A 25592-nucleotide genomic window follows, 5' to 3' on the forward strand; every position below is an offset into this window, starting at 1 on the left:
ATATAGAGGGAAGTTGTATATCTGCATAAATTCCCAAAGGGAAAAAACAGATCAATAGCCACAGACAAAAAATAATTCTACAGAATTTCATTGTATTTTATAGTTTTAGATTCAATGTTTTACTAAATAAGCACATGTCAAAGATAGCGTATTACATGGCAGAATTAAAGGAAAGGAATATGGAGAATTCGACTTTCTTATGTAAATTCATATGCGTACAGCCTATCAGACGTCGTTTTTGTACGATTTTACAGTCTATGTACAATTTTCCAGTCTTTCTGCCATTCTTTTTTAATTCACCTTAGTTATTTCAACCTTTCTTATGATGAGTGAATCAATTATGTTTTCATCTATCTTCACATCCTTTTTCGCCTTGATAGCCAGATTGTCGAAACAGAAATTGGATAATTTGTACTGATTTGATTTCTCTACAGCAAAAAAGGAATCGCAATCCAGGTGAATATTACGCATCGTTATATAGCTGGAATATGAGACCGGCATATCTTTGCGATCTTTCAGATCATAAAACTGTGTCCATGGAGCAATAAAGATACAATTGCGAACATTCCCTTTTACGTCTTCAACCAAGATGTACTTATATTGTTGAGGAGTATCCGGACGCATTTTCAGCCATAAAAGGCGTTTAGCCTGATCCAAATCACAACGCCGGAGAATTATATTATGATTATAGATTGACTCACTTCCACAAGTCAGCACTCCGTGACAAAATCCGAAAGTACAGTCTTCAATAATAATATCACAATTGCCACCATTATCGGGATCTTGATCCGCCCAGGGTCCTTTCCCGCCTTTTAAAGCAATCGCATCATCGTTGACAGACATATAACATCCCTTAACCAGTACATTTTTACATGCATCAATATCAATAGCATCTGTGCTGGGAGCTTTTACAGGGGAAGAGGGAGAATAGATATGTAAATCCAAGAGTTTTACACTATCACACTTATAAATGTGAGTCGTCCAAAATGGAGAGTTCACCAGCCGTACATCAGAAATCTGTACGTTATTACTATGGGATATATGAAGCAAACGGGGACGTAATTCATCCATATTAGTACATTTAGGAATAACCCGCCGCCGCAACCAGAATGATTTCCAGTATCGCTCACCGTTTCCATCAATCGTTCCTTTCCCGGAAAGAGTAAAACCATCAATCTTATCAACATTAATCAAGGCAGAAAAGTATTTCAGATTCTGTCCTTCCATCCGTGTTTCTATTACAGGAAAGTTGCTAATATCATCACTACCTTTTAATATAGCCTTTGATTCCAGATGTAAATGTGTTCCCGGTTTGAAGAAAAGTGCGCCACTAAGATAAGTGCCCTCCGGAATGACAACAACTCCCCCACCATTGTCGGATGCCAAATCTATAACAGCCTGAATCTTTTCAGTTTGTAGTAGTGTACTATCATTCACTACTCCATAATCTGTAATCAAAAATTTCTTTCCCATTATACTGATATCAGTTTTCTCATTTTGGTAAAACCAATCCGGTATCATTTTACCATCGGGAAATTTCTCCTGACTAAATAGTTGTAAGCTACAACATGCCGCTACTATTAAAATTGCTGACTTTATCATTTTCTACTGCTTATTACTTTTTCTGCAAAAGTACCGCATCTGCCCATTCACCCCAAGCTTAAGGATATGGAGATATTGATTTTCTTATGGAGTTCCATGCAAAAGCCTCAAATACTACTTATTCGTATACAATATTCCATATCCGGATGCACTTTTCTACATACCTAAAATCAGTACAGTTTCTCCGTCTCTTAAATAAAAAGCGCATCCTCTTTATAAAAGAAGACACGCTACAAATAGACTTTTTTCTTATATCGACGTTTGGAGATTAATTCCCCGGCAGAATATTATCTCGTAGTCACAGAAACTGTAATATCGTACGTAAAGAATATAATTTTTCAACAACAATGTTTATATCATTTACTTTTCATAAGAAATCCCCAATCAAGTTATATTTCGTATTATACCAAAGAAGAAAAAAACTGACTCATCTTTCATAATCCTCTTCACCGTTCTTAATAAATTATTGAGGAGTTTATTATAAACGCTATCCAAGTTTATTATAAACTATAAATTCCGGATCTAAGAACACAGCCATGATTTTTTGCAACAAAAAAGGCTGCAAATCCCATAAAGATTCGCAGCCTTTGGCTTATACGAAAACTCTCACAGTTTAACTACTGCAAGAATTTCCTAATATATTGTCATCATATTGTACCGGTTTCTTTTTCATTCTTTTTATAATACTACCTTTTACCCATTGATATTAACATCCACAAATATACAACATAAAAAAGGTTTTGTCAAGAGCATCCCGCCCATAAGAAGAATTATTTTTAAATTAATTTCAAAAGGTGCACAATTGTATATAATCTTTGTACATTTCTCCATTTCATACATTCAAAAAAGAAGTAATTTTGCGAGTGAATAAATATATTATTGATTATCATGAAACACCAATTATATCTTTTCGTTTTTCTGCTGATCACACTGTCTATTATCAACAGTCAGGCGGCCGAACGCAAAAAATACAACTTCAACAGTGAATGGAAGCTGCAAATAGGAGAATTTCCTAAAGCCAAAGACACTAAATTCGACGACAGTGAATGGAAGCAAGTAACTTTGCCTCATGCTTTCAATGAAGATGAAGCATTTAAACTCTCCATCGAACAATTGACAGACACAGTGGTGTGGTATCGCAAAAGTTTCCGGATTCCGGAACTGAAAAGTAACCAGAAAGTATTTATCGAGTTCGAAGGAGTACGTCAACGTGGAGACTTCTATCTCAACGGTCATAATCTGGGCAGACACGAAAATGGCGTAATGGCAGTGGGATTCGACCTGACTCCATATATGAAGGAGGGTGAAAACGTAATTGCCGTTCGCACCGATAACAACTGGATGTACAGAGAAGAGGGAACCAACTCCAAATTTCAGTGGAACGACCGCAATTTCAATGCTAACTATGGCGGTATCCCCAAAAATGTATTTCTGTACGTTACCGATAATGTATATCAAACTCTTCCCTTATACAGAAACCTGAAAACAACAGGTGTTTATGTGTACGCCAAAGATTTCGATATAAAAGGGCATAAAGCAACCATTCATGCCGAATCAGAAGTCAGAAACGACAGTAAATCTCCCCGCCAGTTCAGTTATCAAGTGACTGTGCTTGATGCCGATGGCAAACGATTGAAGACTTTCCAAGGTGATAAAGTGACTTTAAAAGCAGGAGAGACTAAAACGGTAAAGGCATCCGCCATTATCAATAATCTTCATTTCTGGAGTTGGGGATATGGTTACCTGTATACGGTAAAAACTGCCTTGAAAGATGACAACAATCAGATATTCGATGAAGTCAGCACCCGCACCGGATTCCGTAAAACACGCTTTGCTGAAGGAAAAATAGAATTGAACGACCGTGTTATCCAAATGAAGGGATATGCACAACGTACCAGCAATGAATGGCCTGCAGTGGGTCTGTCCGTACCAGCCTGGTTGAGCGACTTCTCTAATGGTCTGATGGTAAAAGGAAATGCAAACCTAGTTCGTTGGATGCACGTCACTCCATGGAAACAAGATGTAGAATCTTGCGACCGTGTAGGTCTGATACAGGCAATGCCTGCCGGAGATGCAGAAAAAGACCGTGAAGGACGCCAATGGGAGCAACGGGTGGAACTGATGCGCGATGCAATCATTTATAACCGCAACAACCCGAGTATCTTGTTCTACGAATGTGGCAACAAAGCTATCAGCCGTGAACATATGATAGAGATGAAAGCTGTTCGTGACAAATATGATCCGTTTGGCGGACGTGCTATCGGTTCACGTGAAATGTTGGATATTCGTGAAGCGGAATACGGCGGCGAAATGCTATATATCAACCGAAGTGAGCATCATCCGATGTGGGCTACCGAATATTGCCGCGACGAAGGTTTAAGAAAATACTGGGACGAATACAGCTATCCTTTCCATAAAGAGGGTGACGGTCCGCTTTATAAAGGTAAACCGGCTACTGATTATAACCGTAACCAAGATGAATTTGCCATTACCATGATAGCCCGCTGGTATGATTATTGGCGTGAGCGTCCCGGAACAGGCAACAGGGTCAGCTCCGGCGGCACTAAAATTATCTTCTCTGACACCAATACCCATTACCGGGGAGCGGAAAACTATCGCAGAAGTGGAGTGACAGATGCTATGCGTATTGAGAAAGACGCCTTCTATGCACATCAGGTGATGTGGAACGGATGGGTAGATACGGAAGAAGACCAGACCTACATTATCGGACACTGGAATTATCCTGAAAATACAGTAAAACCCATACATGTGGTATCTACCGGGGAAGAGGTGGAACTTTTCCTGAATGGTAAATCTCTGGGTAAAGGCAAACGCCAATACAATTTCCTCTTTACTTTTGACAACATAACATTCAAACCGGGTAAACTGGAAGCAGTCAGCTATAATCAAGCAGGAAAAGAAATCAGCCGCTACGCTATACATACAGCCGGTGAACCAGCCAAACTGAAACTTACCGCTATTCAAAATCCCGAAGGATTCCATGGAGATGGTGCAGACATGGCTTTAATACAGGTGGAAGTTGTAGATAAAGACGGAAAACGTTGCCCATTGGATAATCGTACGGTTCAATTCACACTCAACGGTCAAGCAGAATGGCGTGGAGGGATTGCTCAAGGTGAAAACAATCATATCCTTGATACAAAACTTCCGGTAGAATGTGGCATCAACCGTGCACTGATCCGTAGCACAACCACTGCCGGAAAAGTAACTCTGACAGCACAGGCTAAAGGATTACTTGCCGCCACACTCACATTGGAAACAGTGCCTGTAAAAGTTACTGAAGGTTTAAGCACTTATCTCCCGCAGGAGACTTTAAAAGGACAACTGGACAGGGGTGAGACTCCTTCTACCCCTTCTTACCAAGATAGCAAAAAAGGTGTACGCATCGTTTCAGCAAAAGCCGGTTCCAATAACAGCGATGCTGAAAAGAGCTATGATGATATCGAACTGACGGAATGGAAAAATGACGGTAAGTTGAGCACTGCCTGGATTACTTATACACTGGAGAGAGAAGCCGAAATAGACGATATATGTATCAAATTGCAAGGGTGGCGTTCACGCAGTTATCCATTGGAAGTATATGCCGGAAACATCCTGATTTGGAACGGAAATACAGATAAGAGTCTGGGGTATATTCATCTCAATGTAGAAAAGCCGGTACGTGCCAACACTATAACCATTCGCCTGAAAGGAAATACTAGTGACAAGGATGCTTTCGGACAGATCATTGAAGTAGAAGCCAAAGCTGCCAATAAAATGGAACAGGAAAAGAGCAGTAGCAAAAATCAGTTAAGAATCATTGAAGTAGAATTTCTCGAAACAATCAAATAAATTAGTTCTCAACAGGTATTAGCACTGCTTTAATAGCCTCCCCTAAAAAGTCATTAGCCAAGCTTTCAGCTCCATCAACATTTCATTGCGGAATTTAAAACTATCTTTCATTCCCCATCCGTGTCCACCACTGGGATAAATATATATGGCAGCCGGTATCTCCTTTTCTTTCAAAGCAGAATAGTAACGAATAGAATTCATAGGTACCACACCCCTGTCGTCATCGGATAAAGCTATAAACGCTCTCGGTGTGAGCGAATCCACCTGATACTCATTACTAAATTCCTTTTTCAATTCCTCCGTTGCTCTTTCACCTAGAAACTGTCTGCACGATCCACCATGCCCGTATTTAGGTTCCATCGAAATTACCGGATAAAAAAGAATCTGAAAAGCAGGACGAAGTTCTTCGGAAGCATGCGTAGCCACTGTAGAGGCCAAATGCCCCCCTGCCGAAAATCCCATGATACCAATGCAATCAGGATTAATATTCCATTCAGAAGCATGTTCTTTCGCATAACAAATAGCTTCGTATGCATCCGACATGGGAACTTCCCGGTTACCATTAGGCATACGGTACTTCAAGACAATAGCAGCTATTCCCTGTTCATTGAAAAACGGTGCCCAGTCATAACCCTCGTGAGCCATTGCCAAATGCCCGTATCCACCTCCCGGACATATAATAACAGCTTTCGCCGGCTGTTGAGAGGCTTCCGGCAGATACACCCGGATACTAGGTTTGAAATTATTCTTTTTATCATCATATCCCTGGGCTTCCATCCCATTCGTATTGGGCAATCCGTTTTGCCACAAATCTATATCAATAGGTGAGTTCTGTTTTTTCATCACTTTATCTTGTGCATTTATAGAAGTACAAGCAGTTGTAAAGCAACTGCTCAAAAGTAATATTTTACAAAAAGAAATCAGTTTCATACTATGCTATTTTAGTTAATCTTATTCTTGTGAATCCTGCGGAGAATCACTATTATTATTCACACCACGCTGATAAACAGACGGTGCTACTCCGAATTGAGCTTTGAAACATTTACTGAAATAGAAAGGATCGCTGATACCCACCTTATAGGAGACTTCTGCAACCGTCAGATTATCTTCCGACAGTAACAACTCGGCTGCTTTCTTCATGCGCACAACACGTAAATATTCATTAGGCGAATATCCCGTTACTCCACGTAGTTTCCGATAAAATACCGTTCGTCCCAACTTCATCATCTGTGCAAACTCATCAATAGAGAATTCAGGCCGGGCGAGGTTCTGTTCAAGGATAGCAGCCAACCGATCTGCAAATTCTTTATCCCGGTCAGTGGTACACATGGCCGGACGCACAATACCCGGTTCACTGGAGAACTTCTCACGCAATTTATCGCGCTGCTCGATCAGGCGGAATACACGTGCCAACAACAATTTTACACTAAACGGTTTGGCTATGTAAGCATCCGCTCCGGCTTCTATACCTTCCAGATGTTTCTCCGGTGAACTCAAAGCAGTCAGCAGAATGATAGGAATATGGCTCGTATCAAAATCCGATTTCAGCTTCTTAGTTACCTCAAATCCCGTCATTCCCGGCATCAGAACATCACAGATAATCAAATCGGCATCATACGTACGTGCCTTCTCAAATCCGGATGTACCGTCAGCAGCAACTTCTACTTCGAAATAGGCTCCGATTTCCTCTTTCAAGAATTCACGAATATCATTGTCATCTTCAATAATCAAGACTTTCCGTTTATTCAGAGGAACAGCCAGTTTTTCCGAGTCAGGAAGTTCTTCAGAGAGCTGCAACAAATGATGCGCATGTCCGTCCGCCTCTTTCAGCAGTACATTGCCCGGGACAAGGAAGTCTTTCTCCGAATACACCGTCTTATCCGTCGGAATGCATACGGTAAATACAGAACCACCGCCTTCATTATCCTTATACTCAATCGTTCCTTTATGTACCTGAACTAGTTCATGGCTCAAATGCAACCCTACACCGATACTGTCACCGGAGAAGTTACTCTGCATAAATCGCTTGAACAATTCGTTCTGCTTCTCTTTAGGAATGCCGACTCCCGTATCCGAAACCTGAATCTGCAAGGTTTGCTTCCCTTCGTCCACATTCACCGAGAGAATAATTGTTCCGTTCGAAGGAGTATATTTAAAGGCATTTGAAAGCAGGTTATAAGTCACCTTATCCAAATTTCCTTTATCAATAAACATTTTATAGGACGGCACCGAAGGCAGGAAACGGAAATTCATATTCTTTTGTTCCGCTACATCTCCGAAGCTCAAAAATATTTCATAAAGGAAAGAGATGACATCCGTTTCCTCTAAAGAGAGTGCCAGCTTGTTATTCTGCATCTTTCTGAATTCCAGCAACTGATTGATAAGCCTCAACATACGCTGCGTGCTCTTATCCATTGTTTTCAGCGGATATATCAATTCACGCGGGATATCAGTCACCCGTTGAATCTTCTCCAATGCTCCCTGAATCAAGGTAAGCGGAGTACGGAATTCATGAGAGATATTGGTAAAAAACACCAGTTTATATTCTGTCAACTGCTTTTCTACATTGATGCGGTTACGCAAGCCATTAAAGTTACGAACGATACGGAAAGCAAAGTACAAGGCTATGATTAATAACAGCACATAACCCAGCATTGCCCAAGTCGTTTTCCAGAATGGAGGGACAATTACAATTTTCAGTGTAGTCTCGCTATCATTCCAAACACCCGTTCCATTGCTCGACTTGACGTGAAGTATATAAGTTCCCGGATTAAGATACTTAAACGAAGCAAAATTCAGAGGAGAAGGAGCACTCCATCCCTGATCGTAATTTTCCAGCCAATACATATATTTGGTATGACCGCTATCCGAATAATCAAAAGTAGAGAAATCTATCAAGAATGAGTTCTGAAAAAACTTCAGGGTTATTTCGTCCGAATAAGCCAACGATTGCTTTAACGGAGAGTCCTCCATCTGCGGATTCATCTGCGTTCCATTGACATATAAATCCGTGAAAACAACCGGGGAGAAAGTTTCGTTATCCTGTATCTTTTCAGGATCGATCACTATTAATCCGTAGTTTGTGCCAAAAAGCAGTTTTCCATCTTCGCGCATACAGGCGCTATTCTCACTATACACATTTCCCAGTGTATAGGAAGAAAAGAAATAGTTTTCAAAAGAATGGGTAGCCGGATTAAATTTGGAAATACCATATTCGGTGGCAACCCAGAGATTCCCCTTTTTATCTCCCAGAATGGACTGGATTACATCGTTAACCAATCCTTCGGAAGTTCCGTAATGTTCATATTTCAAAGAACAATAGTTATCCTGCGGCTCACAAAGATTCAGTCCCGAACCGGACGTACCAATCCACATCCGCCCTTCCGTATCCCGGTAGATACACTTGATTTCATTACTGCAAAACTTTCCGTTTGTATAACTGAAAAGATGATAATTATCGGCATCTGCAATCAATGAATCCGGATGAAAAACACAAATACCCTCACTGGTTCCTACCCACACCATCCCATTTGCATCTTCTTCTATCACACGCACCATCCTCATCCCGAATGTTTGCTGGAAGAAATGACGGAATTTATATTTACCGTCGGGAGTAGGTTCAGCCAATTCCAGCCCACCGCCAAATGTTCCTATCCACATGCGGTCTTTACGGTCGCGATAAATGGCAAAAACGTTATTATCGGATAAGGCTGTCAAATCAGAAGGATTATTATAATACCAGGTATCCCCCACTTTGAGACCATTTCCACGAGTTCCCATCCACATTCGTCCCTGCTTGTCTTCGGTGAGAGCATAGATATTAGAATGGAAATATTGATTGGTCATTTTTGAATGAAGGCTCGAATCAAAAGTGTATAATCCCCCCTTACGCGTACCTACACAGATATCTCCATTAGACATTCTAGTAAGCATACGGATGGTGTTCGACCGGTCGAACAAATCACGGGATTCGGGATAGATGCGGGAGGTTCCTTCATTCAATACGGAAATACGGGACAAGCCTGAATATTCCGAAGCTACCCAGATGCCACCAGCACGATCTTCCATCACATATTGCAGGAAATCCGAACTGATATGACTCTGGTCATTAATGTTCGCCACAAAATGCTCCAGTTTATCTTCGGCAGTATTATAAGCGAAAAGCCCATTTCCATAGGTCGAAATCCAAATAATTCCCCGCGAATCATGGACGATATGATAACGTTCAAAGTCGATATAACTTATCTTATCCTGGGGAATCAACTGGAAGTCCTTACTCTCTCCGGTTTCGGCAAGCACATATGTAAGTCGTCCCGTATGATTGTATATCCAATAATCTCCACGATTATCACGTATCAATTCTCCCTTTTTAATATTCAAGCGAGGATCTGCGGCCATCTCTCCGGTAGCAAATTGATAAGTATATACTCCGGTAGTAGTCAGGATCACCCACTTATCTTTCAACAGGAAATTTCCGGTTGGCGATGTCGCCCCTGCCACAGTGGCAAGAGAAGCCAACTTTTGCATTTTTTGAGTAGCCTCCTGATAATAATAGATATCTCCATCTGCTGTAAGGAAATACATATCGTTCTTATAGGCTAGCGAAGAAGTGAAGTGGATTAATCGGTCTTCTATCCGATATTGCCCGTTGGAGACAGAAACCAGACCGCATTGAGTGCCGATCCAAATACGCCCACTGGTGTCCTCATTCACGAATTTCACCCGGTTATCCGGCAGGTTTCCACGTTCGGTCCTGAATACGGTAGATGTCATCTCACCATTTTTCTGATGTACCATCTTCCGGCAGCCGTTTCCCGAATGGGAAAGCCAGACATCTCCGTTAGCAGCTACAAATACCCCTGAATAATTCTGTCTTAGTTCGCCACAACCGGTATAGTCAACAAAACGGGCACGTTGCAAATCATAGCAACTATATAGTTCAGGTGTAGTGGAAATCCACAAAAAGCCATCTTTATCTTCTGTCAGATCGTAGATACGGTTGTCTGCCAAAGACACCTTGTCACCGATTTCCGGACGGAAAGTAAGAAAAGAGTTGCCGTCATAACGACTTAATCCGTTCAAAGTAGCCAGCCACAAAAAACCTTTGCTATCCTGATAAATGTATCGAATAGAGTTATTGGGAAGACCGTCACTCGTTCTCATTTGTGTAGAACGAAGCTCTATCGCACCATAGGCATTCAACACAAAACTAACAAGAAAGGTAAAGATTAAAAGGTGTCTTTGCATCATATAGATTCCAAGATTAATAATTAATGTTGGACAAAAATAATCAAGATAGTTGAGATAATAAAAGAAACAACGAACCTAATTACTAAAAAATCAATCCATGTGAAATACTTCCGGCAAAGGAATGGACACCGGCGAGTTGTCCGGATTCACTTCCATGATATCCGCCATATAGTCCCACCATTTCTGCACAATCTCCGTATTACCCAAGTCCTGCGAACCAGCCTCACCTTCCGTTTTCTGGAAAGCAAACAGGATATTGGTCTCCTTATCCCAATAAATCGAATAGTCCGACACTCCGTTCTTGGAAAGCAATGCTTTCAATTCGGGCCAGATGGCAGCGTGTCTTTTCTCATATTCAGCTTCACATCCGGGTTTTAAATACATTTTAAAAGCTTCTCGTTTCATGGTTCTATCTATTTAAAGTTAATCTTTCTTTTCTTCTGTATCGATGGCAAAAATAGGTGCAGTCGTCTTCTGTTTCACCTGATAATACTGAACGGCGCTGTCATTCATCTGCGGGTACTGATTCTTCAATAGAGAAATCATTTCCGCACCTGCCCAAAGCACCGGTCCGTATCCATGTGCCGCATATACATTGACCGGACGATAGTAATAAAAAGCAGGATCGAAAGCCATCCCCGTACCCACACAAGTGCCTTCCACCTGACCTTCCGCATTGATCTTACCGGCCACGGCATGCCATCCCAAATGAGCGACAGGTCCATAAGCAATGGCATCAATCCAGCCTTTATTGATAGCATGCGCCAAACAGTATACGTAAATAGCCGTAGCAGACGTCTCCAGATAAGAATCATTCCGGTCGAGCAATTGATGCCAAAGCCCTTCTCCACTTTGCAAGGCAGTCACTCCGCGTACATGAGCCCGGAAATAATCCATCACTTTCGCGCGTTGGGGGTAATCTTCCGGTAATACATCGAGCAATTCACATGCTGTCAGCATAGCCCATCCATTGGCACGCGCCCAACAAAAGGCAGGATGATCGGTACTGCTTTCCACCCATCCATGACGATACAAACCTTTTTCAGGGATAAACATACGGTCGGCAAATTGCAGGAATTGTCTGACAGCCTCCACCAGATATATCTCTTTTTGAGCCTTGTCATAACGGCTCATCTGGGCTACTGCCGGAATCCCCATAAACATGTCGTCCAACCAAAGTGTATTATGTTGCGGACGATTGCGGGCAAAAGTACCATCTGCCAACCGATATTCTTTATTCTGAATAAAATCAAAATAGTTCTCAATTAATCCGCCTACAGGAAGCGAGCGGTCTTTCACACGGACTTTCACCATCGCTGCACACACAGCCCCGGCATCATCCAGGGCATGAGGGGTGAGGATTTGCAGCAGTTGAGGGTCTGTCGTGCCTTTCTCTTCGTACACACGCCTAAAATGAGGCGCCACTTCTGCCAGAAAGCGGAAACGGTTCTGCACATAGTCCATGTAACGTTGATCGCCCGTAGCTTCGGCAGCTGCTATCAAGGCTGAATAGGTTACTCCCCATTCGTAACTTGCCAGACGGAAAGCACCACGTTCCAGTTGCGCTTCCTCTCCCATCGTGGTGTAGTCGGTTATCAGTTTACCAGTGTTCTTATCTACCACACGTGCCGGAGTCTCCTTATCAATATAAGCAAATACACGGTCTATATCTTTCTTGACCTGCCCGGGTGTCAGGTCACCATAAGTACCCTGATAGGCAGGTTGCAGCAAATGTAAAGGAGTATTTGAATCATTCACTACCGTTTTCTTTTTCTGTGCACTAACCGGCAAGGTTGCCAGCAATAAAGCAATGGTTATGATACGAATATTCATAATCTATTTTTTAGGTATTTTACATCCTCTGAATACAGTGCCCTGAAGCTCCGGTCCGAAATAGAATCCGGGCTGTGTAGGCTGATTATAAGCAACATTCTGGGTAGCGATACTTATACGATAAATCGGATCTTCGAGGAAAGTATGAAAACGATAGTCGGTAGGAATAGTGGAGACGTAAAGCCGCAAAGCTGTATTATCAGTTGTACGCATCAGTACTTCTTCGCGCCAGTCACCCACGATATCTCCCTGAAGGCAAGGATTCGCTTTGGTTCCATTATTAGAAAGAGTCCCCTCAAAAATAGCTATGCGCTCACAGATTCCTTTTTCCCAATTGTATTTGCTGATCCTATTTCGATCCAGCAATTCACGCAACAAATCTCCATCCCACCAGACAGCCATATTACAGGATAAACCTCTCACCCGGTCTTTTACTACTTCTCCTTTCACATTCCTTATTCCTCCGGAAGCAACAGACCACATTTCAACGCCCGGTTGAGTCGGGTCAATATCGGCTGCCATACAACGCCCCACATCCGTACTGTCTTTAATCTGAAATAAAATTTCTCCGGTAGCTGCATCCCGATAGGTAGAACCGTCACGTTTATTTTCATGGCAATCCCATACTTGCATCCCTTTACGAGAAGGGTCGAAATGAGTCAGGTGAATGGCATCGCCGTGTCCCATTTTCGTGGTGTAGAGTCCTTTGCCGTTATGGTCTATGGCGCATGAACCGTAGATAATCTCATCGCATCCGTCACCGTCCACATCACCTACCCGCAGGTTATGGTTTCCCTGTCCGGCATAATCTTCACAACCGGGATTATTACTGTCGAATACCCAACGTTGTTTCAGCTCCTTTCCATCCCAGTCAAAAGCAGCCAAAACAGTACGTGTATAATATCCACGACACATCACTACGCTTGGGTGTATGCCGTCGAGATAGGCAACGCAGGCCAGAAAACGGTCGCTGCGATTACCACGACTGTCTCCCCAACCCATCAAGTTTCCTCTTTCGGGCACATAATCAATTGTTTGCATCGCTTCTCCTGTCAATCCGTTGAATACTGTCAGATATTCCGGTCCGGTCAGAATACGCCCCTGCTCACTTCGATAGTCCGCATTGACGTCTCCAATCACTTTTCCGACTCCATCCACCGTTCCGTCTGCGGTCTTCATCACCACTTCCGCATGACCGTCACCATCCAGATCATAAACCATAAATTGAGTATAATGCGCACCTGCACGTACATTCTTTCCCAGATTAATACGCCATAGCTGCTGACCGTTCAATTTATAACAATCAACATATACTTCTCCCGTATAACCGTCGTGTGAATTATCATGTGCATTACTCGGATCCCATTTCAGAATAATCTCATATTCACCATCACCGTCCACGTCACCGATACTGGCATCATTCGGAGTATAAAAATAGTTTTGTCCTAACGGAGTCGTACCATCTTCGGGGCGGTTCAACGGAATATTCAGATAACCCGACGGGGCATTTGCCGGTAATTGATAGCTGCTTTCCGTTTTCCCTTCCCTTGCTTTCACGGTATAAAGTACAGATTCTGTTCCTGTATAAGCATCCTGAAAGAAAGTGGCATCCTTCAACGGATGGTTATTTATCTTTTCACCATTCCTATAAATATCAAAAGATTCATTCATCGGGTCGGAAGACAAATAACGCCAGGAAACAGCTACAGTAGACGGATTCTCCCGGATAGCAATTACACCACGTCCCAGACGTTCGCGTTTCAACTTCGAAAAGTCATAGTTTGGCTGGGCTATCGAGGAGATAGCTATCAGGCAGAAACTAAAAAAAAGAGTTATGCACTTCATAGTTTTATCGATTAATCAAATTACAACACAAAAGTAAAGGACGCAGCCCATTGATAAAATAGAATATTGTACAGATATATGTAGAAATCATCATTAGACGTACTTTTAACACTATTTTCTGCCATCTCGTGAACGAATTTAAAGACATTTGCACGGAAATCCATTGAAAAAGAAAAGAACGTCTCTTACCTTTGCCATAGAAATTAGTATAAACAGCAAATTAATAAAACAGAACTATTGTACCATGAAGAAACCACTATTCTTACTCTTTACAGGATTGCTTCTTTCTTGTCTGATACCAGTCCATACGGTCGCAGCACAAGAACTCCCGACACAAAAAGAGACTTTAGAGAATATCATAAAGGTGAATGACTACTTTATGAAGAAGTATGCCGATTACACTACTCCCAGTTTTTATGGTCGTGTACGTCCCAGTAATATCTGGACGCGTGGTGTATATTATGAAGGATTGATGGCTCTCTATTCTATTTATCCGCGCGAGGATTATTATAAGTATACTTACGACTGGGCAGATTTCCACAAATGGGGAATGCGCAACGGCAATACTACCCGTAATGCAGACGATCATTGTTGCGGACAGGCATACATTGATATCTATAAAATCTGCCCGTCAGACCCGAATATGATCCGGAATATCAAAGCGAGCATCGATATGGTGGTGAATACGCCGCAGGTGAACGACTGGTGGTGGATTGATGCCGTACAGATGGCAATGCCTATCTTCGCTAAATTCGGAAAGATGACCGGAGAACAGAAATACTACGATAAGATGTGGGATATGTACTACTACACACGCAGCCAACACGACGAAACGGGTATGTTCAACCCTAAAGACGGTCTGTGGTGGCGTGATCAGGATTTTAATCCTCCATATAAAGAGCCGAATGGCGAAGATTGCTATTGGAGTCGTGGAAACGGATGGGTATATGCTGCTTTGGTACGTGTGTTGGATGAAATTCCTTCTGACGAGAAACATCGTCAGGACTATATCAATGATTTCCTGACCATGAGTAAGGCTTTGAAGAAATGTCAGCGTGAAGATGGTTTCTGGAATGTCAGTCTTCACGACCCGACGAACTTCGGAGGAAAAGAGACTTCCGGTACAGCCTTATTTGTTTATGGTATGGCTTGGGGAGTCCGCAACGGATTGCTCGACCGCAAAGAGTATCTCCCCGTCCTGTTAAAAGCATGGAACGCTATGGTGAAAGATGCCGTACACCCGAACGGATTTCTGGGATATGTGCAGGGAACAGGCAAGGAGCCTAAAGACGGACAGCCGGTTACTTACAAGAGTGTACCCGATTTTGAAGACTACGGAGTCGGTTGTTTCCTGCTTGCCGGAACAGAAGTTTATAAATTAAAATAACATACAGTTTTCGATAAGGTATAAGAGAATAATAAGGCACGGATTACACGGATTAACACGGTTGTTTTACGTAATCATAGCACTAAAACCGTGAAATCCGTGTAATCCGTGCCTAAAAAAGAAAACGAACATGAAAAATAAATTGTTTCAGTATACGTGCGGACTGATAATCATTGTATGCAGTTTACAACTGCAAGCGCAAAATAAAGTTTCCGCTCCCATGGCAGACGTCAATCAGGTGGTTGACAACACGCTGGACAGCTTGAATAAGGCACGCACCTCGCGGCCGGAAGCCGGTTCCAGCCGGAAAGGTAACAACCCGGTTCTGTTTCTGGTAGGTAATTCAACCATGCGTACCGGAACTTTAGGAAATGGCAACAACGGACAATGGGGATGGGGCTATTTTGCCGGCGACTATTTCGATTCCAACCGGATTACTGTTGAGAATCATGCGTTGGGAGGCACCAGTAGCCGTACTTTCTACACCCGTCTTTGGCCGGATGTAATCAAAGGGGTACGCCCCGGAGACTGGGTTATCATCGAATTGGGACACAATGATAATGGTCCTTATGACAGCGGACGTGCCCGCGCCTCTATTCCGGGAATCGGCAAAGATACGCTGAACGTAACCATCAAAGAGACCGGAGTGAAAGAAACCGTATATACATACGGGGAATATATGCGCCGTTTTATTCAGGATGTAAAAGCAAAAGGGGCTCATCCTATCCTATTCTCGCTTACTCCCCGCAATGCTTGGGAAGATAAAGACAGCACCATCATCACACGTGTCAACAAGACTTTCGGATTGTGGGCAAAACAAGTAGCCGAAGAACAGGGGGTTCCTTTTATTGATTTGAATGATATCAGTGCCCGCAAATTCGAGAAGTTCGGTAAGAATAAGGTGAAATATATGTTCTACATCGACCGTATACACACAAGTGCTTTCGGTGCCAAAGTCAATGCGGAATCTGCTGCGGATGGAATACGTGCTTATGAGGGATTGGAATTGGCCAATTATCTGAAGCCCGTTGAGAAAGATACTGTGACAGGTTCCAGTCGTAAAGATGGACGTCCGGTATTGTTTACTATCGGAGACAGTACAGTCCGAAATGAAGATAAAGACAAAAACGGTATGTGGGGTTGGGGAAGCGTAATTGCCGATGAGTTCAATCTGGATAAAATTTCTGTAGAAAACCGTGCCATGGCAGGACGCAGTGCCCGCACTTTCTTGGACGAAGGTCGTTGGGATAAGGTTTATAATGCCTTGCAGCCGGGAGATTTTGTGCTGATTCAGTTCGGACATAATGATGCGGGAGACATTAATGTAGGCAAAGCCCGTGCCGAATTACGTGGTTCCGGTGACGAGAGCAAAGTCTTTTTGATGGAGAAGACAGGGAAATATCAGGTGATTTATACATTCGGCTGGTATCTTCGGAAATTCATTATGGACGTTCAGGAGAAAGGAGCTGTTCCCATCGTTCTAAGCCATACTCCGCGTAACAAATGGAAAGATGGAAAAATAGAACGCAACACAGAGTCTTTTGGTAAATGGACACGTGAAGCAGCCGAAGCTACCGGAGCTTACTTCATTGATCTAAATAAGATTAGTGCCGATAAACTGGAAAAGGTGGGTATCAAGAAAGCAGCTACTTACTATAACCACGACCATACGCACACTTCCCTGAAGGGAGCACACATGAATGCGAAAAGCATTGCCGAAGGACTGAAAAAGACCGATTGCCCGTTGAAAGAGTATCTGAAATAATAATGCAATAAAGACAAAGAAGAAATATCGACCATATCGAATGCTTACATATTCAATATTAAAAAAGGAATATTTAAGCATTGCAGAAAAGGAAGAATGACATAAATGAATAAGGGAGGATGAAATAATTCCGGCATTTGCCAACATCTTATTTCTTCATTTCACTTTTCACTGCCGTTAGCTGTCAAATAGGAAATTATTATATATCCATCCCTTGCAGATAGATATCATTTTAGTAAAACACTATTCATAATAGCATTTAGGTTCTTTCTTTATTTTCAATCCAATTAGAGAAATACCACCCCCAAAAGAGCACACTTGCAGCTTCCTCACCGATAAAGGATAGGTTCCTCGGTGGGGAAGACAGCGTTCCTCACCGAGGAACACCTCGTTGGTTTAAACCCAATGAACCATTTATCTATTAGAGAAACAGTATATTCTATCGGTTATCATTCACTTTTCGTCTATATTCCCGTATATTATTGCACCTATTTATACAGTTTTTCTTCCAGTTTACCAATCCTAAAACGATCATTCTCCGGTTTAATCTTAAAAACAGAACATCGAGATAGGATAGAATCGTCTTCTTTTCAAAAAGAGGCAAACAGCTATCCTCTGCAAATACGGCCACAAATCATTGATTTATTCCACAGAATAGATTAACTTTGCCTATACTAATTAAAAGTCTGCCAATATGAGCCAAGTGAAAGGAATACCATACGGAATATCCGATTTCAACCAAATGAGAAATGGAAACTTCTATTTCGTCGATAAAACCATGTATCTCCCCCTTATTGAGGAAATGCCCAGCTACCTTTTCCTGATTCGTCCGAGACGTTTTGGAAAAAGCTTGTTTCTAAGTATGATGCATACCTATTACGACATATTACAGAAAGATAATTTCGACAAATATTTCGGCGACTTATGGATAGGAAGTCACCCGACTGAACAACGCAACAGTTTCCAGGTCCTTTTCTTTGACTTCTCAAAAGCCGGTTGTTCGCTGCCGGGAGCAGACTTGATGAGTAGCTTCAATGAATATTGCAGCATCATCATCAATCAATTTGCACATCAATATGCACCTTTCTATGATGCAGATTTTAAGGAAACGGTTGAAAACATCGAAAGTGCCAAAGCAAAACTCGCTTATATTGAGATAAAAGCAAAAGAAAAAGGATATCCTCTCTATCTGATAATCGACGAATATGACAACTTTACCAACGTCATATTGAGCGAACACGGACAGAAAATGTTCCATGATCTGACTCATGCCAGCGGTTTTTACCGTGAATACTTCAAGCAATTCAAAGGTATGTTCAACCGGATTTTCCTAATGGGAGTCAGTCCTATCACTTTGGATGACTTATCCAGTGGATATAATATCGATTGGAATATATCGACCGATTCCCGTTTCAATGCTATGATGGGATTTGATGAGACAGAAGTACGTGAAATGCTGTGTTATTATCAGCAAAACGGTTTGCTGGTCGGTAATATAGAAGCAATGATTACGGAAATGAAGCCATGGTACAACAATTATTGCTTTGCCAGAATGTCTTTAGACAACGACCGTGTATTCAATTGCGATATGACTTTATATTATCTGCGTAACCAAATTGACTTCCACCGCCCGCCCGAAAACATGGTAGACAAAAATATCCGTACGGATTACAGCAAATTGAAAATGTTGGCACGCATTGACCACGACACCACCCATGAAGGAAGCCGTATGAGCACTATCGAGGAAATTGCGGCAAAAGGCGAAATATTGGTAGACTTGCATACTTCGTTCCCGTCAGAGAAAATAGCGGATATTGAAAACTTCCGAAGCCTGCTCTATTATTATGGCTTGCTCACCATGTGCGGCACCCGTGGCGACCGTTTGAAAATGTGTATACCTAACAACTGCGTACGCGAGCAATATTTAGGATTCTTACGCGACTACTATCAACAAGCCCATAGCCTGAATCTTTCACACCTAAAAGACTTGATAGATGATTTCGCCTTCGATGGTCACTGGCAACCATTCTTTGAAACCATTGCCCGCGCTTATCGGGAAAATTCTTCCATTCGCGATGCCATAGAGGGAGAAAGAAATTTACAAGGCTTCCTGAAAGCTTATCTGGCAATCGCTTCCTACTATCTCGTACAACCGGAACTGGAAATGAATTATGGTTATTGTGACTTCTTCCTATTGCCGGACAAAGCACGTTATTCCGATATAGAACACAGCTATATCCTGGAACTGAAATATGCTCCACGTACAGCTACCGCTGAAGAACTTGAAACTCAAGCAGAAGAAGGAAGAAAGCAATTACTGCAGTACAGTAAAGATAAAATCGTACAGAAACTGGCTACCGGTACGACACTCCACCTGCTGTTACTCCAGTTCCAAGGCTGGGACATGGTGAAGTACGAGGAAATCAACGGTTCTGTTATTCATCCCTCGGAATAACTTCCTGCATATAAATAGCGTCGAGACTCCAAAGGGCAGCATCATTCGTGCTGATGCTTGCACATTCATCTAATGGAGCCGGAACTTCCGGTGGAAGGATGGTCGTGATGCGGAAAGAGGGTGCAGGTGTATGTTCCAAACGGGTGAATAAGTCCGTCCAGGCTTCTTCTGCCATTTGTCTATCACGCAGATGATAAGCCGCATAAGCCATCAGGCGGGATATACGGAAACGGCTGTGACTAAGTTCCCATGCTTTCTTCTTATAACGTGCGGCATGGTCAAGCCAGGCGTCTTTCCATTCGGGTATATCAATCATACGCATCATTTCATTGGCAACCTCAAATCCGCCCATGATCGTCATTAAATGATTAGTCGATTCTAATTTCGGATCACATTCGGTTGTGATGATACCTGTTTCCGGATCAAATCCCAGAGCTTTTGGACCGGTAAACAGGCGGTTGGGTAAGGCGGAAATACTCTTCATTCCTGCTATGATTTTGTCACGATAAGCCGTGTTACCCGTACGCTCCCACTCTGTCATCCAATTACCGGTATAGGCCAGCCAGTCGGGACCGATACGCAAACGGGCAGGTGCAGTGCAAGGATATTCACTGCGAGGTTGAGCCAGACGCATAGGGTCTAGTTCGTAGAGTTTATGGTCGGCATCTTTGACTTCGGTCATTAAGTCTCCACAGCGTTCGTCAGTAGTGAGATAATAGTAGAAACGGTTCCAGGCGGCCTGACTGATTCGTGCTTCTTTTGCACCACACCCCCAATGACTCACATTATGACGGCTACCCAATCCGGCATTCGGACCAATGTGGTAAACGTCGACTTCACCCGTATGCCGGGTCATGGCTTCAGCCATACGCCAGATGTCGGCACGACCGGTACGAAGAAAATTATACCAAAGCCACATATTGGAAGCTAGTTCTGTATTGTCCCAAGCAAAGCCTCCGACGTCATAACGCCAGGTATGACGGACAGGATCATAAGCGTGCATCACATCACCATAATTCCAGAAGCCATACCATTTGTTCTGTTCAATAGCTTTCTGGTAGAAGTGGATGTAAGCATCCAGACGCTCTTCCACACGAATACGAAAGGAAGTACTGCGATCGGGTAGACTCCATATTCCGAAAGCTCGACGGTTATACAGGTATTCCGGAGTTGGCATTAATATGCTGGTGGCAGAGAGCTGTCGGGCGTCATCCGCAAAAGTTTTCTTTCCTGTGTAACCTCCTTGCGGAACGAGAGTGAGCGTGGTGGTGCGGGCAATACCATATGGAGTACTCATTCCTTCCTGCACATCTTCATAGCTGGCATTCAGACCGTGAGCCACATTATCATAGTGGCGTAAGTCCATCGGTTCTGCATCCGGACTCCACAGCCAAGCAGTAAGCGTGGCAACCGGAGTTCTTGCATCTGAAATTTCGATAGAAGACGGATAAGATTGCCAGAAGTCATGCAGGCAAAGTCCCAGTCCACCTGTTATATCACCGGCAAAAGCATAACCGTCACTACGGGTACCGGAGAAAGTCCCTATCCAGGGAGCATCACCATTAGTACGTTTACGAATGGAGAATGCGTCAGCCGTGAGTTGAGACAGGCGGTAGCCATTCCATGAAGCCCAGTCATTAAGCAATTCCCGGTTTTTCTCGTCAAAAGCTTCATAAGGAGGAATACGTTTGCCCTCCATTTGTTGCTGTTGCAGAGATAGTTCATCTTGTACCTGTGGCATGGTAAGCATACGTCGTCCCACTAATGGTTGCACCGGTTCACTCCAGACTCCTCCATCCGCACACGAAAAAGCGACGTGACGGTTGTACAGGGCTTCACGCATCGGAACATCGAAACGAATGCCCAGACTACGGATGAAATCCATCTTCTGATCGCCGTCATAGATAAAGCTATGCACCATTTTTATCTGTTCACTACCAGCATAAAAATAGAGGCGGACAACAAAAGGAAGCCACTCACGATTATTCTGACTGTTCTCATCAGAGTCATTCGCGTAGTTCCCTTCAGAGTAGTTCGTATCAATCTCCTTATTTCTGTTCCGATGCACGCCTTCCAACTTTATAAGTGCCCGTACTGAACCCAGACGTTCTACGGTTACTGATTTTATTTCTCCTATGTAACGAGTAAAAGATATTTGAGATGTATTTTCTTGAATCGGTTTGCTTTGAGTGCTACAAATAAGATGTGCTTTCTCTCCTACTTTAGTTCCTTTATATAACAGACTATCAATCAGGAAATCTCCGTATCGAGGGATAAAAACAGAAAGTACCCCTGTTTCAATTTGAATATTTTCAGGTGTTTCAGTGATAGAGATAGAAGCCTTAGGCTGTTTATTGGTCGTTTTTGCTTTCTTGGAGGCTTTTTCTAATGTCAATCTTTCCGTTCCGGCAGGAATGACTCCGGCAACTCCGCTCCATTTCACTGAGCCATCCGGCCAATAGGCTAATGGCCAGGTATCCACTGGAATATCTTGATATTCATTCACTTTTAGCCGCAACGGAGTTGCAGGAAATACATCTCCTTCATCAAAAGGAACTCCGAAACTTACCGCTTTATCCTGTTCAGGGGTATCACCGATCCAATGCAAAGGAACGGCAGAAATCTGTTGAGGTGAACATTCATAGCGAAAATTAGTAATGCGGGTACGTGATAAGGTGGTACGAAAACCGAACCATCCTTCAGTCAGAGGTTCGGCATCGCGGAAGTCCACCAGTCGCTCGCCATCGATGTAATAACTAACCCTATTATCTTCATTGGTTATCTTGATGTGATACCAGTGATTTGCCTTTAGCAAATGGTCGGCATCCGTATATTCTTTCCATATAGCAGGACGTATTTTCGGATCTGCGATTCCTGCCTCATTACCGTCATAACGGCGGAAGCGCGTAGTGGAGTTATAATTTCCACCATATCCCATATAGTAGAGTTGCAGGGAATAACAATTCAGAAAGATTCCGTTGCGCCACTTTTCACGTTTCCAGATATTATCAGGATAGATAGGATCCGAAGCCATCCAGAAACAATTCAAATCACTCAATCGGTCTCCTTCTTTTTCTACAACTACACACGCGTCATATTCAATCGTCGCCCGTCCATTCATCTTTTCTTTTCTCCAGAGAGTTAGCCCTTTGGGAGAAACGATTTCAGCTGTATCACCGATAAATGTCACTTTATAATCAGGAGACTCCGATTCGACCTTCCAATATTTATGAAACTGGCGGGCGTTGAGGCCGGAGACTTGATTGTCTTGTGCATTCATGTTCATTCCCAAAGTGATGAAAAGGAACAAAAGAGGAAATATGTTCTTCATACGTCAATAAGCTATGTCACACTGCAAAAATAAGGAGAGCCGATTAATAAAGAAATGGAATATCATCCATTTATATGGCGATTTGTGCAAATATGAAAAAAAGAACAACCCGACAAAATGGTCGGATTGTTCTTTTTTACAAACTAATCTTTCAAATAAAGTTCTTCTTATTCTGCATTCTTCATCGTTTCTGCACCGACGTAGTAACCTAAATTAGTCCCCTGGTTATATCCCATATTCTGCATAGCTTGAGACATATCATAAGTGTGGTCTGTCATCAAATGAGGTAAACGATGAGTCGTAGGATGGTTAGTCGAGAATATATAAATAGACTTACCATCACTCGAACCTAAAATGACCTCTTCACGATAATCACCGAGGAAATCGCCATAGTAACAAGGATTATATTTCGTACTGTGATTTCCGTCGTTAGCACCATAAATACCGAAATACACCAAACGATTTTTATTTGTCTTGTTTACATCCGGATTGTTCTTGTAACTAACAACACAAGCACGGTCATACATTTCTCTAGTCGGCTGGCCACTCCAATAAATAGCAGCATTATACATCACACCACTACCAATTCCTTTCGGATAATCAGTAGCAACCACTCCACCACTACTACAACTGTACATACCCGACTGCAAAGACGAATAATATTCAAATCCCGGACTATCCGGATCTACATCTGCTACAATACAACGTCCCACATCACCATTTTTACCTGCTCCATGTCCGGTAATCAGGTTTCCATTTCGCGCATCAATCACCTGACAACCGTATCCAAGCCCTTGTGTACTGTAAGTTTCCTCTTCCTCAAAACAAGCAACAATTTGTAATCCTGCACGGTCTTGAATGAATTTACCCACATACAAACAGTCGCCATGACCATTTCCCGTACACCATAGTTCTACTCCATTATCGTCAATAGCTGCTGATCCATATAATATTTCATCCTTTCCGTCACCATCCAAATCAGCCACACGGAAACAATGTGAACACATCGCTTTCCATTTATCATCATGGTCGGCTGTATCAAATTTCCAACGATTCACCAGTTCGCCTCCTTTCAAGTCGAATGCCCACACCTGCCAATTCGCGTAAATACCCCTACTGATAATCAGACTGGGATTGGCTGTTCTTACACCAGTTGTTTCGTCTGGTATACCGTCCAGATAAGCCACACCAATAAAGAAGCGGTCCATACGGTTTCCATAATCATCCCCCCAATAGCTATTCCAATATTGAGCACGAGAGGTTTTAGATTCATCTTCTTTGCCACGAGGTATATTAGTAACACGCGTGATTTCGCAACCGTCATATCCACGGCAAATAGAAATATATTCAGGGCCTTCCAATATCAATCCACAAGTTGTATACAGGCTTGCTCCCGAATACCAACCCACACCATTCGTGTCACGTATACGATAATCATTCACATTTCCATTCGCATCAGTAATTTGTTTACCATTACCGAACTTCGTTCCTTCGGACGAACGGAATGCGATTTCACACAAGCCATCTCCGTCAAAATCATATAATATATAAGAAGTATAATGCGAACCGGAACGAATATTTATACCTAAGTCTATTTGCCATAATAACGTACCGTTCATCTTATACGCTTCAAGCAAAGTGGTACCATTGCGCCATCCACCTTGATTAGCTCCGTCATACGGTTCTCTTTTCACAACAATTTCCAATTCACCGTCACCATCCAGATCGCCTACCTGAATATCATCCGGAGAGTATGTTAATGATAAATCCGGCACATTCGTATTTAGGACAATTTCATGATAGAATTTGGTTGCCATTTGAGAGGTAAAGGTATAGTCACAAAGCGTTTCTGTCTGACCGGCCAGTGTCACTCGATAATAACTATTCTTATCCGGATCAATATCTGCATCCGTCCAACAAGTAGTATTTGTAATCGCTTCCTCATTCAGCTTTACTTCTATACCACCATTTTCCGATTTATAAATATCAAAAGCCGTATTCGCCGGATCAGTCAACAGTAATCTCCAACTTATTAATGCAGACGAAATACCTGTTGCATTGTTTACATCAGAACTTGACATAGGATCATAACTAACCCACATTGCGCGACTACCTGTGATTACCTCCGTCGGCAAGTCTGGCAAGACTTCCTCCGGTTGGTTTGAATTATTACTGTCGTCGACTATAGGATCACTTTCTGAGCAAGCACCTGACATCAGCAAGCTCAACAATCCCATTGTATATAATATCTTCTTCATATTCAGTACCTTTT

Annotated in this window: 12 protein-coding genes; 4 read left to right on the top strand and 8 right to left on the bottom strand. The window is 42.6% G+C overall.

All coding sequences use genetic code 11. From position 1 onward, the window contains the following. Nucleotides 1-291 precede the first annotated feature (291 nt). Nucleotides 292-1602 (bottom strand): glycoside hydrolase family 28 protein, encoded by a 1311-nt coding sequence (locus tag I2I13_RS00985; RefSeq protein ID WP_148364279.1) that lies wholly within the window; start codon nucleotides 1600-1602, stop codon nucleotides 292-294. 888 nt (nucleotides 1603-2490) lie between these two features. On the opposite strand from I2I13_RS00985, the gene I2I13_RS00990 reads away from it, so the two are divergent. Then, nucleotides 2491-5454 (top strand): sugar-binding domain-containing protein, encoded by a 2964-nt coding sequence (locus tag I2I13_RS00990; protein WP_195648497.1) that lies wholly within the window; start codon nucleotides 2491-2493, stop codon nucleotides 5452-5454. A 42-nt stretch (nucleotides 5455-5496) separates the two neighbouring features. Here I2I13_RS00990 and I2I13_RS00995 read toward each other — a convergent pair whose 3' ends face one another. The 5 genes from I2I13_RS00995 to I2I13_RS01015 all read right to left on the bottom strand — a co-directional run bounded on the left by I2I13_RS00995 (nucleotide 5497) and on the right by I2I13_RS01015 (nucleotide 14382). After that, entirely contained in the window at nucleotides 5497-6384 is an 888-nt protein-coding gene (locus tag I2I13_RS00995; RefSeq protein WP_195648498.1) for an alpha/beta hydrolase, read from the bottom strand. 21 nt (nucleotides 6385-6405) lie between these two features. Further along, nucleotides 6406-10704, bottom strand: a complete 4299-nt coding sequence (locus I2I13_RS01000; protein ID WP_195648499.1) for a two-component regulator propeller domain-containing protein — start codon at nucleotides 10702-10704, stop codon at nucleotides 6406-6408. 90 nt (nucleotides 10705-10794) lie between these two features. Beyond that, complete coding sequence (gene rhaM, locus I2I13_RS01005) at nucleotides 10795-11109, bottom strand: L-rhamnose mutarotase (protein WP_004301580.1); 315 nt, start codon at nucleotides 11107-11109, stop codon at nucleotides 10795-10797. 18 nt (nucleotides 11110-11127) lie between these two features. Further along, nucleotides 11128-12537: a glycoside hydrolase family 105 protein gene (locus I2I13_RS01010; protein WP_195648500.1), complete on the bottom strand. Its 1410-nt coding sequence runs from the start codon at nucleotides 12535-12537 to the stop codon at nucleotides 11128-11130. A 3-nt stretch (nucleotides 12538-12540) separates the two neighbouring features. After that, nucleotides 12541-14382: a rhamnogalacturonan lyase gene (locus tag I2I13_RS01015; RefSeq protein ID WP_195648501.1), complete on the bottom strand. Its 1842-nt coding sequence runs from the start codon at nucleotides 14380-14382 to the stop codon at nucleotides 12541-12543. Nucleotides 14383-14626: 244 nt separating this feature from the next. On the opposite strand from I2I13_RS01015, the gene I2I13_RS01020 reads away from it, so the two are divergent. The 3 genes from I2I13_RS01020 (at nucleotide 14627) to I2I13_RS01030 (ending at nucleotide 19989) form a co-directional block, all read left to right on the top strand. After that, the gene (locus I2I13_RS01020) at nucleotides 14627-15769 is read left to right on the top strand and encodes a glycoside hydrolase family 88 protein (protein ID WP_004304448.1); all 1143 of its coding nucleotides are present in this window, start codon (nucleotides 14627-14629) and stop codon (nucleotides 15767-15769) included. 130 nt (nucleotides 15770-15899) lie between these two features. Beyond that, entirely contained in the window at nucleotides 15900-17534 is a 1635-nt protein-coding gene (locus tag I2I13_RS01025) for a rhamnogalacturonan acetylesterase (protein ID WP_195648502.1), read from the top strand. A 694-nt stretch (nucleotides 17535-18228) separates the two neighbouring features. Continuing rightward, nucleotides 18229-19989: an ATP-binding protein gene (locus I2I13_RS01030; protein ID WP_195648503.1), complete on the top strand. Its 1761-nt coding sequence runs from the start codon at nucleotides 18229-18231 to the stop codon at nucleotides 19987-19989. On the opposite strand, the gene I2I13_RS01035 is transcribed toward I2I13_RS01030, so the two are convergent. Beyond that, nucleotides 19970-23320, bottom strand: coding sequence for a DUF6250 domain-containing protein (locus I2I13_RS01035; RefSeq protein ID WP_195648504.1), 3351 nt, complete (start codon nucleotides 23318-23320; stop codon nucleotides 19970-19972). The genes I2I13_RS01030 and I2I13_RS01035 overlap by 20 nt on opposite strands. Nucleotides 23321-23487: 167 nt before the next feature. Next, nucleotides 23488-25578 carry a hypothetical protein gene (locus I2I13_RS01040; RefSeq protein WP_148364274.1) on the bottom strand — a complete coding sequence of 697 codons (2091 nt, stop codon included), beginning with the start codon at nucleotides 25576-25578 and terminating at the stop codon, nucleotides 23488-23490. Nucleotides 25579-25592 lie beyond the last annotated feature (14 nt).

The organism is Bacteroides sp. D55t1_190419_B8 (assembly GCF_015558905.1).
Lineage (GTDB): Bacteria > Bacteroidota > Bacteroidia > Bacteroidales > Bacteroidaceae > Bacteroides > Bacteroides vicugnae.

What these genes read in the sequence shown, in the direction of transcription:
- I2I13_RS01035 (WP_195648504.1), bottom strand. Translation starts at nt 23,320, where the DNA reads ATGAAGAACATATTTCCTCTTTTGTTCCTTTTCATCACTTTGGGAATG.
- I2I13_RS01030 (WP_195648503.1), top strand. Translation starts at nt 18,229, where the DNA reads ATGAGCCAAGTGAAAGGAATACCATACGGAATATCCGATTTCAACCAA.
- I2I13_RS00995 (WP_195648498.1), bottom strand. Translation starts at nt 6,384, where the DNA reads ATGAAACTGATTTCTTTTTGTAAAATATTACTTTTGAGCAGTTGCTTT.
- I2I13_RS01000 (WP_195648499.1), bottom strand. Translation starts at nt 10,704, where the DNA reads ATGATGCAAAGACACCTTTTAATCTTTACCTTTCTTGTTAGTTTTGTG.
- I2I13_RS01040 (WP_148364274.1), bottom strand. Translation starts at nt 25,578, where the DNA reads ATGAAGAAGATATTATATACAATGGGATTGTTGAGCTTGCTGATGTCA.
- I2I13_RS01025 (WP_195648502.1), top strand. Translation starts at nt 15,900, where the DNA reads ATGAAAAATAAATTGTTTCAGTATACGTGCGGACTGATAATCATTGTA.
- I2I13_RS01010 (WP_195648500.1), bottom strand. Translation starts at nt 12,537, where the DNA reads ATGAATATTCGTATCATAACCATTGCTTTATTGCTGGCAACCTTGCCG.
- I2I13_RS01015 (WP_195648501.1), bottom strand. Translation starts at nt 14,382, where the DNA reads ATGAAGTGCATAACTCTTTTTTTTAGTTTCTGCCTGATAGCTATCTCC.
- I2I13_RS00985 (WP_148364279.1), bottom strand. Translation starts at nt 1,602, where the DNA reads ATGATAAAGTCAGCAATTTTAATAGTAGCGGCATGTTGTAGCTTACAA.
- I2I13_RS00990 (WP_195648497.1), top strand. Translation starts at nt 2,491, where the DNA reads ATGAAACACCAATTATATCTTTTCGTTTTTCTGCTGATCACACTGTCT.
- rhaM (WP_004301580.1), bottom strand. Translation starts at nt 11,109, where the DNA reads ATGAAACGAGAAGCTTTTAAAATGTATTTAAAACCCGGATGTGAAGCT.
- I2I13_RS01020 (WP_004304448.1), top strand. Translation starts at nt 14,627, where the DNA reads ATGAAGAAACCACTATTCTTACTCTTTACAGGATTGCTTCTTTCTTGT.